Here is a 14454-nt window from a genome sequence, read left to right on the forward strand (position 1 = left end):
GCGATCAGCAGCCCGAGTCGCTGAAGCGCAGCTTGAGGCCAGGCAGCTTGAACACGCCCGCCGTGGTCGCGTAGTTGGTCTGCCGCAGGTTGGCGATCCGCACGGTGTCGGCCTGCTGGCTGAAGACACCGATCGGACCCTTCACGCCCGCCTTGGTCAACGTACTGGCGTCGTTGCCGATCTCGATGTTGTTGAACGCCGCGTCACCCGACAGCTCGGTGGAGTCGGTGGTCAGGTCGGTCGCGCTGACCTTCTCCGACCCGCTGCCCGCGGTGATCAGGAGGTTGGTGCCGCCGAGGTCGACGCTCTGGCACAGCTTGGTGAGCGTGGCGTGCTTGATCGCGGAGGTGACGATGAGCACCTGACCGCCGGTGTCCCCGGCGTTCGGGCTGCCCTCCGCCATGTTGTCGAGCCCGCCGAACTGCTCGAATCCGGTGCCGTTCAGTTCCGTCGCGGTGACCGTGAACGGCATTCCGGAGATGGCGAACTGCACACCCAGCGCTCCCTGCGCGGTGAGGACCGCGAGCCCGGCGGCGACCAGGGTGGCGGGTACGGCCATCACCGCGGCCCGGCGGGCCCGGACGCGCCCCCGTCTCTCGCCGCCCGTGGTCCCGGGGGCGTCAGAGGTGTCGGAGGAGCTGTCGAACGAGGTGTCGAACGAGGTGTCGCTTCCCGGATTCTCGGGGGTGTTGCCGGTGGACGGGACGTCCGGGGACGAGGCCATGTCTGCTCCCATGGGCATGGATCAATGCGGGTTGGGCTTCAGTGGCGCGGTGTCCTGGCGCGGACAGGGGGTGCCGCGCACGCCTCCTCACAACTCCCGGCGGGAGCAAGGGCTTTCTCGTTACGCGGCAGTAGCCTTTCGAGGAAGTTACCGCCGGTTACTTTCAGGGGTCAAGGGAGACGTGAAAAAAGGGTGTCGGATGTGCGCGGGCTGTTTCTGCCTGCCACAACTCCCCTTCTGGCGCTTGACGTTGACGGTTGACGAGGTCTACAACTTCCCCTGTTTCCCCGGATCCGTGGCGCCGGATCCAGCAAGCGGCACCCGTCGCGTTTCCCGGCGTGGCACCACCCGCGCCCTCGCGGCACCGGCCGCGTTCCCGGCCCTGTCACGGCAACCGCTCCACCCCGCAGCGCGGCACCGGCACGGTCGTTCGCTTCCTCTCTTTCCGTGCCCGGCCGCCCCCTTGTCCGGCCCTGCCGGAGGTCTTCCCCCGAGGCCTTCGGCCGGTGCCCGGTGTGCCGCCGTCGCGGGTCCGCCGCGTACGGAGAAGGCGCGACGGCCCTGCGTCGGCGGCATCTCCGGCTCCACCCGCCACCCCCCACCTCACCTCAGCTGTCCCCCCCACATCGGAAGAGAGGCACCCGCATGCGCACGCGCTCCCTCCTCGTCGTCGCCGGCACGGCTACGGCGCTCGCCCTCACCTGGGCCGCCCCGGCCTCCGCGGCCGGCACGGTCCTCACCACCGGCAGCACCGGCGGCACCGCGGTCGCCGTCGGTGACACCCTCACCGCGCCCCTGGCCTCCGGCACCTCCGCCACCTTCTACTCCAGCGCGACCGGTACCAGTGGCGTGAAGTGCACGGGCTCCCAGTTCACCGCCCAGGTCACCGGCAACCCGACGGCGCCCGGCACCGCCACGGAGTCGGTCACCGCGCACACCTTCAACAGCGCCACCTGCACCAGCAACGTCACCGGTGTCCTCGGCGTCAACGGCATCACCATCAACAACCTGCCCTACTCGGCGACGATCACCTCGGACGGAACCCTCACCGTCTCGCCCCCGAGCGGTTCCGTCATCCAGGCCACGGTGCAGCTGCGCACCCTGCTGGGCACCGTCAGCTGCGTCTACCAGGCGCCCAACCTGACCGGCAAGGCCGACAACGCCGACAGCAGCATCACCTTCACCAACCAGCAGTTCACCAAGAGCTCAGGCTCCTCGCTGTGCTTCGCCAACGGCTACTTCACGGCCAAGTACGCGCCCGTCACCGACGCGGGCGCCCGGGTCTACGTCAACTGACGGGCCGGACCGTCCGGTTCAGCGTCGTCGCAGACGCCGTAGCCGGAGAGTGAGGGCGGCGCCCCCGGTGAGCAGCAGCACCGTGGTGGCGCCGCCCGCCAGCAGGGGCGCCGAGGGCCCCGAGCCGGCGTGCGTGGCCTCCGCGACCGGAGCCTGGCCGTCGGCGGTGCTCCCGGCCCGCCCACCGTTCTTGCCCGCGGCCGGAACCGCACTCTCCGCCGGGGCGCTCACCGCAGGGGGAGCGGCGGAAGCAGGGGAAGCAGGGGACGCCGGTCCGGTCGGTGACCCCTCCGGCCGCGCGGACGGCCGTACCGCCCCGGCGGCCTTCCCGCGCTCCGGGAACACCACGTCGGAACACGCGTAGTACGTGTCCGGCGTACTGCTGTTCTGCCAGACCGTGTACAGCACCTGACGCCCCGTCCGGTCGGCCGGCAGGGTGGCGCGCAGGTGGTACGCCCCGTCGCGCAGCGGCGGGTCCGTGACCTCGGCGAAGGGTCGCTCCGGCAGGTCGGACCAGGTCAGCGGCTTCGACGGGTCGTACCCCTGCTTGGTCAGGTACAGCCGGAACGTGCCCGTGTGCGCGATGGTCGAGGCGTACGTCAGTGTCAGCCGGCCGCCCGGTGCCAGCCGCGTCGCCGGCCAGTCCGCCCGGGCCAGGTCCAGGCCCCGGTACGCCGGCAGGTTCCCGCTGCACAGCCGGCCGTCCGGAATCACTTCCCGGTCACGGCCGCCCACCCCCGCCACCCGCAGGTTGTCCCAGGCGGTGAACGGAGCGCCGTTCGCCGCGATCGCGGCCCGGCAGGCCGCCGACCGGACGGCGCCGCCCTCGGGGGAGCAGGCGTAGACCCGGCTGACCGGGTCCGTGGGGGCTCCGTGCGCCTGGGCGGAACCCGCCGCCCACGGCAGGAGCAGGAGCGGTGCCGTCGCAGCGGCCACCCTGACGCTCAGGCGGGCGGTCATCCGAGTCATCCGGGTCTCCTCGGCGGGCGCGGGAAGGGGTCTGCGGCGTCCAGTACGACGCCGGCGCCCGCCGTGTTCAGCCGTACGGCGCGCCCGCGCGCGGGGGGCGTGAAAGCACCGACCGGTTGGGCTGTTTTGCGCCTGCTCCCGCATCCCGTTGAGGAGCCGGCCGTCCGCCTCGTATCGTGGCGATCATGGGGGCGGCATCCGTCGCCACGAGGCTGCCGGGCACCGGCTGGCACCGAAGGGGGAACCGCTGTGGGCTCGCCCGTTCACGCAGGACCGAGCGCCCGGTCGGCGCTGTGCGTGGCGCTGACACGTGTCGTACCGCGCGCGTGGTACGCCGGACTCCCGTTGCCCCTCGGTGAGTTATCGTATGCAAGGGGTTAAAACAAACCGCATGTCCTGTTCGTTAGAGATGCGAGGAGGGGTCCAGGATGGCGAGGCAGTTACGCGCTGAACAGACTCGGTCAACGATCATCACGGCCGCCGCCGATCTGTTCGACCGGCACGGCTACGAATCCACCAGCCTGAGCGACATCGTCGCACACGCGAAGGTCACCAAGGGCGCCCTGTACTTCCACTTCGCCGCCAAGGAGGATCTGGCCCACGCCATCCTGGAACTCCAGGCCAAGGCCGCACAACAGCTCGTGGCCGACGTGGAGAGCCGCGGCTGCTCCTCGCTGGAGGCTCTGATGCGCACCACGTTCGGGATCGCCCGGCTCGCCGTGGAGGACCCCGTGCCGCGCGCCGGACTGCGCCTCGCCACCGCGGACATCGCCGTACGGCCGCCGCTGCGCCATCCGTTCACCGAGTGGCTGGAGTTCGCCACCCGCAAGTTCACCGGTGCGGTCCGGGAGGCCGACGTCCACGGCGATCTCGATGTCGGCGCCGTCGCCCACTCCCTCGTCTGCTTCTTCATCGGCACCCGGGTCGCCGGCCGCTCGCTGGAACCCGTCGGACGCCTGCCACGGAGAGTCGCCGAGATGTGGCACCTCATGATCCGCGGCCTCGTCCCGGTGCACCGCCGCCCCCGCTACGTCACCCTCGCCACGCAGCTGGAGCGGGAGATCCGCGCCGCCTGACGCCCGCGATACGGTGACGGACATGCCCGACACCCCCTTCGCACCCGTGATCCTCGGCAACGAACCCGGCTCGTTCCCGCACAGCGTGCTGGCCGAGCGGCACCCCGCGATCATCCGGCAGGTACGGGAGGCCTTCCCGTACGGCCCCGGGCAGCACACGGCGCTGGACGAGCTGCTGAAGAGCTGCACCCAGGGGACGGTCGAGCCGCTTCCCGCCGACGCCCCGGACCGGGAGCGGTGGCACGGCTGGGGCCTGGCCGAGTACACCGGCCGGTCCTGGTACGACGTGCCCTGGCTGTGGTCCGAGAGCTACTTCTACCGCCGGCTGCTGGAGGCCGTCGGCTGGTTCGGACCGGGCGCCTGGCAGGGCATCGACCCCTTCCGCCCCTTCAAACGCGCCGAACTCGACGCCCCCGAGACCGGCGAGGAACTGGCCGCCCTGGACGGCCTGCGCGACCTGCCGGAGCAGGAACGGGCCCAGGCCCTGCTGCACGGCTCGCTGTGGGGCAACCGCGCCGACCTCGGCTTCCGGCTCTCCGCCGCGGGCGCCGAGGCCCGGGAACCGGCCCCCGCGCTGGTCGCCGACGACAGCGAGACCCTCTGGTCGCTGCTCCCGCCCGGCGGAGCGGGCACGCTCGTGCTCGTCGCCGACAACGCGGGCCGCGAACTCGTCCCCGACCTGCTGCTGATCGCCCACCTCCTCGCCGAGGGCCGGGTCGCGCGGGCGGTGCTGCACGTCAAGCCGTACCCGTACTACGTCTCCGACGCCACCACCGCCGACACCGTCGACGCCCTGCACCGGCTGCGCGTGGCCCCGGGCGCGGCCGCCGAGTACGCGCGCGTGCTCTGGTCCGCCATGGCCGACGGCCGGTTCACCGTCCGCGCCCACCCCTTCTCCTGCGCCCCGCTGCCCTACAGCGCGATGCCGGACGACCTGCGCGCCGAGTTCGCGGCGGCCACACTGACCGTGGTCAAGGGCGACCTCAACTACCGCCGCCTGGTGGGCGACCGACTGTGGCCGCCGACCACGCCCTTCCGGGAGACGACCGCGTACTTCCCCGGCCCGGTCGCCGCGCTGCGCACCCTCAAGTCCGACGTGATCACCGGACTCACACCCGACACGGAGGCCGCGCTGGTGGAGGCCGAAGGGCAGACCTGGCGGACGAACGGCACGCACGCGCTGATCCAGACCGACCCGTCAGGTGACCCGCAGCGGCAGTGACTTGATGCCGTTGATGAAGTTCGACACCAGCCGCCCGGCCGGTGCGGCGAGCCGCGGCGGCCCGGGCAGCACGCGCAGCACTTCCTCGTGGAGCAGCCGCAGTTGCAGCCGTGCGAAGTGGGCGCCCAGGCAGACGTGCGGGCCGTCCCCGAAGGAGACGTGCGGATTGGGCGAGCGGGCGAGGTCGAGCCGGCCGGGATCGGCGAAGACGCGCTCGTCCCGGTTGGCCGAGGCGTGGAACACCACGACCTTGTCGCCCGCCCGGATCGTCCGGCCCGCCAGCTCGGTGTCCCGCACGGCCGTCCGCCGGAAGGTCAGCACCGGCGGATGCCAGCGCAGCAGCTCGTCCACGGCGGACGGTACGCCGACCTTCCCGGCGCGCAGCAGCTCGTACGCCTCCGGATGCTCCGCCAGCGCCAGCAGCCCGCCCGGGGCCGCGCCGCGCACGGTGTCGTTGCCCGCCACGGTGAGCAGGAAGAAGAACATCTCCAGTTCGGCGTCGGCGAGTCCGGGTTCGTGGGCGAGTGTCGTCATGATGTCGTCGGCGGGGTGCCGTCTTTTGTGTACGGCGAGCTGTCCGGCGTAGGCGAACATGTCCCGCAACATCGCCGGGGACCGCGGGTTCACCGGCCTGCCCGACCCGTCCCGCACCGGCGGACCGGCCTCGTCCGGATCCTGGTAGCCGATGACCCGCTGCGTCCAGTGCAGCAGCAGATGCCGGTCGCTCTCCGGGACGCCCAGCAGATCCGCCAGGTTCAGCAGGGCGTACTCGTCGGTGACGGCGGCCACCAGATCGACCGTGCCGTCCCGCTCCCGCGCCGTCGCCAGGGCGCCCGTGAGCAGCGTGCGCGCCCGCTCCCGGGCGACCGACGCGAACCGCTCGACGCGCCCCGGCGTGAAGGCGCGGCTCACCAGCCGGCGCAGCCGCCCGTGCGCCGGCGGATCCTGGTTGAGCATCATCCGCCGGATGAACGGCAGATCCTCCGGTTCCGGATCGCGGATCTGCGTGGCGCCGGCGTACGAGGAGTACGCGCTCGCGTCCTTCAGTACGCGCACGACGTCCGCGTGCCGGGTCACCGCCCAGAACCCGGGCCCGGCCGGCCAGCCCAGTACCTCCGGCTCCTCCTGCCAGGCGACCGGGTGGTGGTCGCGCAGCACGCGGTAGGCGTCGTGGGGCACCCCGGCGGCGTACCGGCGCGGGTCGAAGACGTCCGGGACCGGCGGCGCCTCGCGCACGCTCACGCCGGCTCGCCCTGGCGTGCCTCGCCGGCCTCGCGGGCTTCGACGGCTTCATTCGCTTCGACCGCTTCGCCTGCTTCGTCCGCCTCGCGCGCCGCGTCCGTCCCGTCGGTTCCGTCCGCCCGCAGGAAGTCCTCGACGGTGCGGATCAGCTCCAGCGGGGTCTCGTCCATGGCGTAGTGGCCGGCACCGGGCAGCACGGCGAGCCGCGCGCGCGGGTACCAGGACATCCAGGTCTGCCGCATGACCTCCGGCGACAGCGCCGGATCGAGCGCGCCGGCCACGGCGAGCGCCGGCACCTCGCTGCCCACGACGTCGGCGCTGAAGTCCTCACCCGCCCACGAGTCCAGCCAGGCCCGGAACGCCTTGGCGTCGCTGCGCTCCAGCGAGCGGGTGACCATCCGGTCCAGCCAGGCGGCGGGCCGGCCGCCTCCGGTGGTGACGTCGATGATCGCGCGCCGGTTCTCCGCCCGGTGCGCCGCCTCCGTGAACAGCGCCGCCTGCTCGCCGGCCAGCGGCATGCCCGAGGCCGGCACCGGCGAGACACCGGCGATCCGGCGCACCCGGTGCGGGGCCACGGCGAGCAGCCGCTGGGCCACCGCGCCGCCCATGGAGTGCCCGACCACCGAGAACCGCTCCCAGCCGAGCCGGTCCGCCAGCTCCACCAGGTCCACGGCCGCCTCGGCCGTCGTGTACGCGCCCGTGGCGTCCCGGGCCTCGCCGTAGCCGCGCAGATCGACCAGCGCGTAGGCGAACGACGTGCGGTCGAGGTCCGGCAGGACGGCCGCGTAGGCCGAGCGGTCGGCGAACCAGCCGTGCACGGCGAACACCTTGTGGGCGCCGTCGCCGTGCACCTCATGGGGCAGTACGAAGGAGGTCATGCGCTTACCGTGGCCCCCGCGCGCGGGCACGGCAAGAGCACCAACGCCACAAGACCCCGCCGGAGTTCCAGGTTTCCCGGGCGGTTCACGCGATGGTGTGATCATGTGCCGCCGTGCGGATGGGGGTCCGGGGCCAGGGGTAGTGCCCGGCCATGACGCAGCCGTTCGAACTCCCGCACTTCTACATGCCGTATCCCGCCCGGCTCAACCCGCACCTGGACGAGGCCCGTGCCCACTCGACCCGGTGGGCACGGGAGATGGGCATGCTGGAGGGCTCCGGGATCTGGGAACAGGCCGACCTGGAGGCGCACGACTACGGCCTGCTGTGCGCCTACACCCATCCCGACTGCGACGGACCCGCTCTCTCGCTGATCACCGACTGGTACGTGTGGGTGTTCTTCTTCGACGACCACTTCCTCGACATGTACAAGCGCACCCAGGACCGTGCCGCGGGCAAGGCGCACCTGGACCGCCTGCCGCTGTTCATGCCGCTCGACCTCGCCACCCCCGTGCCGGAGCCGGAGAATCCGGTGGAGGCCGGACTGAAGGACCTGTGGGCGCGGACGGTGCCGTCGATGTCCGTGGACTGGCGCCGCCGGTTCTCCGTCGCCACCGAGCACCTGCTCAACGAGTCGATGTGGGAGCTGTCCAACATCAACGAGGGGCGGATCGCCAACCCCGTCGAGTACATCGAGATGCGCCGCAAGGTCGGCGGCGCACCCTGGTCGTCCGGGCTCGTGGAGTACGCGACCGCCGAGGTGCCCGCCGCGGTCGCCGGCACCCGGCCGCTGCGCGTCCTCATGGAGACCTTCTCCGACGCCGTCCACCTGCGCAACGACCTGTTCTCCTACCAGCGCGAGGTCGAGGACGAGGGCGAGAACAGCAACGGCGTGCTCGTCCTGGAGAAGTTCTTCGGCTGCACCACACAGGAGGCCGCCGACATCGTCAACGACGTCCTCACCTCCCGGCTGCACCAGTTCGAGCACACCGCGCTGACCGAAGTGCCCGCCGTCGCCCTGGAGAAGGGCCTCACGCCCGGTGAGGTCGCCGCGGTCGCCGCCTACACCAAGGGACTTCAGGACTGGCAGTCCGGCGGCCACGAGTGGCACATGCGCTCCAGCCGCTACATGAACAAGGGCGCGCGGTCCGACTCGCCCTGGCAGCTGAAGAACGGCCCCGGCACCTCCGCCGCCGACATCGGCGCACTCCTCGCCTCGGCCGCCCAGGAACGCCTGCGCGCCTACTCCCACGTGCCGTACCAGAAGGTCGGTCCCTCCCGCGTCCCCGACCTGTACATGCCCTTCGAGCTGCAGCTCAGCCCCCACCTGGACATGGCCCGCGGCCACCTCGTCGACTGGTGCCACCGCATGGGCATCCTCCAGGAGGGCGTCTGGGACGAGGACAAGCTCGCCGCCTACGACCTCGCCCTGTGCTCCGCCGGCCTGGACCCGGACGCCACCCCCGAGGCCCTCGACCTCAGCGCGCAGTGGCTCGCCTGGGGAACGTACGGCGACGACTACTACCCGCTCGTCTACGGCCACCGCAGGGACCTGGCCGCCGCCCGCCTGACCACCGCGCGGCTGTCGCAGTGCATGCCCGTCGAGGGCGAGCCGACGGTCGTCCCCGGCGACGCCATGGAACGCGGGCTGATCGACCTCTGGACGCGCACCACGGCCGAGATGACCCCGGACCAGCGGCGCACCCTCAAGGCGGCCGTGGACACGATGACCGAGAGCTGGGTGTGGGAGCTGTCCAACCAGCTCCAGAACCGCGTCCCCGACCCGGTCGACTACCTGGAGATGCGGCGCTCCACCTTCGGCTCCGACCTCACCCTGAGCCTGTGCCGGATGGGCCAGGGCCCGGCGATCCCCGCCGAGGTGTACGCCAGCGGCCCGGTGCGCTCCCTGGAGAACGCCGCCATCGACTACGCCTGCCTGCTCAACGACGTCTTCTCCTACCAGAAGGAGATCGAGTACGAGGGCGAGATCCACAACTCCGTCCTCGTCGTGCAGAACTTCTTCGGCGTGGACTATCCGGCCGCACTCGCCGTCGTCCACGACCTGATGACCCAGCGCATGCAGCAGTTCGAGCATGTGATCCGGCACGAACTCCCCGTTCTCTACGACGACTTCCAGCTGTCCGAGGAGGCGCGCACCGCCATGGGCGGCTATGTGCTCGACCTGCAGAACTGGCTGGCCGGCATCCTCAACTGGCACCGGAACGTCGACCGCTACAAGGCCGAGTGGCTCGGCCGCCGCGCCCACGGCTTCCTGCCCGACCGCGCACCCGCCGTGCCCGCCCTGACGCTCGGCTGAAGGTCACCGAAACTTCTCGTACGGAACCGGGCATTCAGGGAACTTCGGTGAGTCCTCGGGAGTCTTGTGGAGTAAGGGGAACAACAGACCACGAACACGGGGGGTGTTCGGCCTTGACCGAGACCATCGAGAGGCCCACCGGACAGAGCACGGGGAACAAGGCACCCAGGGCGAGCGAACTGACGCCGTACGCCGCGCCGTTAACGGTGCCGCCGGTGCTGCGGCCCGCCGGCGACGACGTCCTGCGCGAGACCGAGATCGCGCTGCGCCCGACCTGGGTGCGCCTGCACCCGCAGCTCCCGCCGACCCTGATGTGGGGTTACGACGGGCACGTGCCGGGCCCGACCATCGAGGTGCGGCGCGGACAGCGCGTCCGCATCGCCTGGACCAACCGCATTCCCAAGGACAGCGAGTACCCGGTCACCTCCGTGGAGGTGCCGCTGCGCACCGACGGCCGCCCGCAGGCCACCACCGAGCCCGGCCGCGAGGGCGTCGAGCCCAACAAGGACGTCGCCGCCCTGCCCGCCTGGTCGGTGACCCACCTCCACGGCGCGCAGACCGGCGGCGGCAACGACGGCTGGGCGGACAACGCCGTCGGCCACGGCGACGCCCAGCTGTCGGAGTACCCGAACGACCACCAGGCGGTCCAGTGGTGGTACCACGACCACGCCATGAACATCACCCGGTGGAACGTGATGGCGGGCCTGTACGGCACCTACCTCGTCCGGGACGACGAGGAGGACGCCCTCCACCTGCCCTCCGGCGAGCGGGAGATCCCGCTGCTCATCGCCGACCGCAACCTCGACACCGACGAGGACGGCCGCCTCAACGGCCGGCTGCTGCACAAGACGGTGATCGTCCAGGAGAAGAACCCGGAGACGGGCAAGCCGGTCTCCATCCCGTTCACCGGCCCCTACACCACGGTCAACGGCCGCATCTGGCCGTACGCCGACGTGGACCCGGCCTGGTACCGCTTCCGGCTGGTCAACGCCTCCAACGCGCGCATCTTCGACCTCGTCCTGATCGACGAGGACGGCGAGCCGGTGCCGGGCATCGTCCACCAGATCGGCAGTGACGGCGGGCTGCTGCCGCGCCCGGTGCCGATCGACTTCGACGAACAGCTGCCCGCCCTCACCGCCGCGCCGGCCGAGCGCTTCGACCTGCTGGTGGACTTCCGCGGCCTGGCCGGGCGGACCCTCCGCCTGGTGAACAAGGGCCGCAACCAGCCGGCGGGCGTACCCGACCCGGCCGGTGACGTGTCCTGCCCCGACGTGCTGGAGTTCCGGGTCCGGGACACCTGCGAGGAGGACACCTTCGAGCTGCCCGAGGTGCTCTCCGGCTCCTTCCGCCGGCTCACCCACGACATCCCGCACGGTCACCGCCTGATCCTGCTCACCCCGCCGGCCACCAAGGGCGCCGGCGGGCACCCGGAGATCTGGGAGATGACCGAGGTCCCGGACGCCTCCGGCCTGCGGTTGCCGGCCGAGGGCATCGTCCAGATCACCGGACCCGACGGCACCACGAAGACGTACCGCCGCACCGCGCGGACGTTCAACGACGGGCTCGGCTTCACCATCGGCGAGGGCAGCCACGAACAGTGGAGCTTCCTCAACCTCGCGCCCATCGTGCACCCCATGCACATCCACCTGGCCGACTTCCAGCTGCTGGGCCGGGACGCCTACGACGTCTCCGGCTTCGACCCGGCGGCCGGCGGCACCCGTACCCCGATCCGGTACGACGCGGGGAGGGCGATACCGCTCGCGCCCAACGAGCGCGGCCACAAGGACGTCTTCCGGGTGCCGGGCAACCAGATGCTGCGGGTCATGGGCCGCTTCGACGGCGCGTACGGCCGGTTCATGTACCACTGCCATCTGCTGGAGCACGAGGACATGGGCATGATGCGGCCCTTCGTCGTCATGCCGCCGGAGGCCCTGAAGTTCGACCACGGCGGGGCGCACGGCGGCCACGGCGAGGGCCACACGGGCTGACACCGGGCCGGAGCGGCCGCGGGTGCGGGCGGGCGAGGCTCACACCGGTCGGGCGACGGCCCGGGAGGCCGCGTGCTCGACCGCGGCGCGCGCCAGTGCCCTGATCATCGGGTGCGGCTGCGAGCCGTCGCCGGCCAGCTCCGGCTGGAACAGCGAGGCCAGGAAGAACGGATGGCCGGGCAGCTCGGCCATCCGGACCTGGCCGTCCTCGTCGTGGCCGGAGAACCGCAGCCCGTGGGCGCGGAGGGTGTCGAGGTGGCGCGTGGGGCCGTAGGCGCAGAAGTACCGCTCCACCGTGCGCGCCGAGCCGATCACGGACGCGGCCAGCGAGCCGGGCTCGACCGCCACCGCGGCCTCGTGGCCCACCAGCGAGCAGGCCAGCGGCTCGATGAGCGGGTCCTCGGCGTCCGGGTCGTTCTCGGCGTGCGCCGCGCCGGTCAGCCCGCACACGTTCCGGGCGTACTCCAGCAGCGTGTGCTGGAAGCCGCCGCACGTGCCCAGGAACGGGATGCCCTCCTCGCGCGCGGTGCGCACCGCCGCGAGGACGCCCGCCTCGCTGCGGTACGGGCTGCCCGGAAGCACCCACACGGCATCGAACCCGCGTACCGCGCCCTCGGCCCCGGCGTCCTCCGAGGAGATCCAGTACGCGTCCAGGACCAGCCGGTCGCGGGCGGCCAGGGCGTCCAGCAGGAGCGGGACGCGGGTGTGCGAGACGACGTGCGGGGAGCGGTCGCCGACGAGTGCGAGGGTGGCGGTGTTCATCATGGCCACCATCCTCCGTACGCCGGGTGGTTCACGTCCAACGATGGTTCCTGCACGGCCGATAAGCACTGCTGATGGAGTGGGATGCTGGGCGGCATGGACCCGCATCTGCTCCGTACCTACGTGACCGTGGCGCGTCTCGCCTCCTTCTCGGAGGCCGCGCGCGAGCTGGGCTACACCCAGTCCGCGGTCTCGCAGCACATCGCCGCCCTCGAACAGGACCTGGGCGCACCGCTGCTGACGCGCCGGCCGGTCGCGCCCACCACGGCCGGCGAGAGGCTGCTGGAGCACGCGGGTCCACTGCTGCTGCGGCTCGACGCGGCCCGCGCCGACGTCGTCCGCATGGCCGCCGCGCCCCAGCACGGCCTCACCCTCGTCACCACCGCGACCGCGCTCGGCCCCGCCGTCCTCGGCGCACTCCCGCCGGCCGGCGTCACCCTGCGCGTCCTCACCCGCGCGGAGATCCCCGCCGCCGTCGCCACGGGCACCGCCGACCTCGGCCTCGTCGACGGGCTGGCCGCGCCGAGCGACCCGCTGCGGCTGCCCGACGTGGCGCCGCTGACCACGCACGGCGTCGCCGAGGAGCCCGTGAGCGTCCTGCTGCCCGCCGGACATCCCCTCGCCGGCCGCCCCGGCCTGCGCCTCGGCGACCTCCGCGACGCCCGCTGGCTCGACGCGCCCGACGCGGCCCTCCCGCTCGCGCACCTGCGGGCCGCGACGGCGGGGGGCGCCTTCCGGCCCGCCCTGCGCTACGAGGGCACCGACGTCCGCACCCTCACCGCCCTCACGGCGGCCGGACACGGCCTCACCCTGCTGCCCCGCTCGGCGGCCACGGCCATCCCCGGCACAGCCGCCGTCCCCCTCACCGCTCCCCGCCTCGTCCACCGCACAGAACTCCTCCACGGCGGCAGCCCCGGCGGAGCGGCGGCGGAGGTGGTGCGGCGGCTCCTGGGCGGGCGGTGAGCGCGCCGGGGGTCGGGGTGGAGACGTCGGACCGGGGGGAGCGGCACCGGGCGACGGGCCGCCGGGGACCGGGCGGCCGGGCAGGGCGGCGTACACCCGAGGCGGTGCGGGCCGACGCGCGCTCGGTAGTGGTGGCGTAGGACCGAGCTGGGCCGACGGCGGTCCGGTGCCGATGTGGATCCGACGGCGGGGGTGGAAGGCGTACGCCCGGGCAGGAGGTCGCGGGCGGACCGCATCGGCGGAGGCTCCTCAGGGCGCCGATTCCCGGATCCGGCCGTGGGAGGGTGCCGGCTGTCGGCCAGGAGCGGCGGCGGGCGCCGGAGCCCGCCGGGGGCGCGTGCGTGCCGCTTCGACAGCCATGACTACCCTCCGCCAGCCTTCGGCCAATCTCACTCGTTCGTGTCTCGTCGCGGCCCGCCGCCCCGGGTAGAGCACCAGCCGGAGGCGAGCGAACCATGGAACAGACTGCGTTGCGTCCCAAGCCGATGCCCGGTCAGGACCGGCGGGACGACGGAACCGCCGGCCCCGCCCGCCGCCCGCACGCCGCACCCCGGCGCGGACGGCGGCTGCGGACCGTGCTGTTGGGCGTGTGCGCCGGCACCCTGCTGGTGCTCTCCGGCGTCGGCATCGGCACCGTCGGCGCCACGGTGTTCGGCATGAGCCGACTCGCCGAGCTGCAGCGCCAGGCCCCATCGCCCGCCCTTTCGGCCGCGGTCACCCCCACGGCCGTACCGGCCCCCGGCCCCGCTGGACCCGGCTCGACCCTGGGCGTCGAGGTCGTCGACGCCGAGAAGGCCGGCGCGCTGGTCGTGGGCGTGCACGTGCCGGGCCCCGGTTACGCGGCGGGCCTGGTCCGCGGGGACGTGGTGCTGCAGTTCGGCGCGGCCCGCGTGGACACCGCCGCCGACCTCGCTCGAGCCGTCACCCGCGCCCGCTCCGGAAAAGCGGTGCTCCTCACCGTGCGCCACAGCAGCGGGGGCTACCAGCAGTTGTCGGTGATCCCCGGCCTGGTCACCTGA

At 72.7% G+C, this 14454-nt stretch carries 12 protein-coding genes; 7 read left to right on the plus strand and 5 right to left on the minus strand.

The window, feature by feature from the left end; translation table 11 throughout:
* Nucleotides 1–4: 4 nt before the first annotated feature.
* Nucleotides 5–724 carry a DUF6230 family protein gene (locus tag ACZ4U1_RS12350; RefSeq protein ID WP_467902927.1) on the minus strand — a complete coding sequence of 240 codons (720 nt, stop codon included), beginning with the start codon at nt 722–724 and terminating at the stop codon, nt 5–7.
* A gap of 645 nt (nt 725–1369) precedes the next feature.
* Between ACZ4U1_RS12350 and ACZ4U1_RS12355 the strand changes: the two genes are divergently transcribed.
* Nucleotides 1370–2020, plus strand: coding sequence for a Tat pathway signal sequence domain protein (locus tag ACZ4U1_RS12355; protein WP_467902556.1), 651 nt, complete (start codon nt 1370–1372; stop codon nt 2018–2020).
* An 18-nt stretch (nt 2021–2038) separates the two neighbouring features.
* Here the strand turns inward: ACZ4U1_RS12355 and ACZ4U1_RS12360 are convergent, their stop codons facing one another.
* The gene (locus ACZ4U1_RS12360; protein ID WP_467902557.1) at nt 2039–2989 is read right to left on the minus strand and encodes a lytic polysaccharide monooxygenase auxiliary activity family 9 protein; all 951 of its coding nucleotides are present in this window, start codon (nt 2987–2989) and stop codon (nt 2039–2041) included.
* A gap of 428 nt (nt 2990–3417) precedes the next feature.
* On the opposite strand from ACZ4U1_RS12360, the gene ACZ4U1_RS12365 reads away from it, so the two are divergent.
* On the plus strand, nt 3418–4065 hold the full coding sequence (locus tag ACZ4U1_RS12365) for a ScbR family autoregulator-binding transcription factor (RefSeq protein ID WP_467902558.1): 648 nt from the start codon (nt 3418–3420) through the stop codon (nt 4063–4065).
* Between the two features lie 22 nt (nt 4066–4087).
* Nucleotides 4088–5287: a damage-control phosphatase ARMT1 family protein gene (locus ACZ4U1_RS12370; RefSeq protein ID WP_467902560.1), complete on the plus strand. Its 1200-nt coding sequence runs from the start codon at nt 4088–4090 to the stop codon at nt 5285–5287.
* On the opposite strand, the gene ACZ4U1_RS12375 is transcribed toward ACZ4U1_RS12370, so the two are convergent.
* Together ACZ4U1_RS12375 and ACZ4U1_RS12380 are read right to left on the minus strand one after the other, a co-directional pair.
* Nucleotides 5264–6529, minus strand: coding sequence for a cytochrome P450 (locus ACZ4U1_RS12375; RefSeq protein ID WP_467902562.1), 1266 nt, complete (start codon nt 6527–6529; stop codon nt 5264–5266). The genes ACZ4U1_RS12370 and ACZ4U1_RS12375 overlap by 24 nt on opposite strands.
* The gene (locus tag ACZ4U1_RS12380) at nt 6526–7407 is read right to left on the minus strand and encodes an alpha/beta fold hydrolase (RefSeq protein WP_467902564.1); all 882 of its coding nucleotides are present in this window, start codon (nt 7405–7407) and stop codon (nt 6526–6528) included. The genes ACZ4U1_RS12375 and ACZ4U1_RS12380 overlap by 4 nt, the downstream gene beginning before the upstream one ends.
* Before the next feature lie 152 nt (nt 7408–7559).
* Between ACZ4U1_RS12380 and cyc2 the strand changes: the two genes are divergently transcribed.
* Nucleotides 7560–9722 (plus strand): germacradienol/geosmin synthase Cyc2, encoded by a 2163-nt coding sequence (gene cyc2 / locus ACZ4U1_RS12385; RefSeq protein ID WP_467902565.1) that lies wholly within the window; start codon nt 7560–7562, stop codon nt 9720–9722.
* A gap of 113 nt (nt 9723–9835) precedes the next feature.
* On the plus strand, nt 9836–11710 hold the full coding sequence (gene phsA / locus ACZ4U1_RS12390; RefSeq protein ID WP_467902566.1) for an O-aminophenol oxidase PhsA: 1875 nt from the start codon (nt 9836–9838) through the stop codon (nt 11708–11710).
* A gap of 39 nt (nt 11711–11749) precedes the next feature.
* Here the strand turns inward: phsA and ACZ4U1_RS12395 are convergent, their stop codons facing one another.
* Nucleotides 11750–12472: a CTP synthase C-terminal region-related (seleno)protein gene (locus ACZ4U1_RS12395; protein ID WP_467902928.1), complete on the minus strand. Its 723-nt coding sequence runs from the start codon at nt 12470–12472 to the stop codon at nt 11750–11752.
* 96 nt (nt 12473–12568) lie between these two features.
* On the opposite strand from ACZ4U1_RS12395, the gene ACZ4U1_RS12400 reads away from it, so the two are divergent.
* A complete protein-coding gene (locus ACZ4U1_RS12400) occupies nt 12569–13435 on the plus strand; it encodes a LysR family transcriptional regulator (RefSeq protein WP_467902567.1) in 867 nt (288 codons plus the stop codon).
* Between the two features lie 455 nt (nt 13436–13890).
* The gene (locus tag ACZ4U1_RS12405; RefSeq protein WP_467902569.1) at nt 13891–14454 is read left to right on the plus strand and encodes a PDZ domain-containing protein; all 564 of its coding nucleotides are present in this window, start codon (nt 13891–13893) and stop codon (nt 14452–14454) included.

This window comes from Streptomyces sp. NPDC028928, assembly GCF_055564915.1.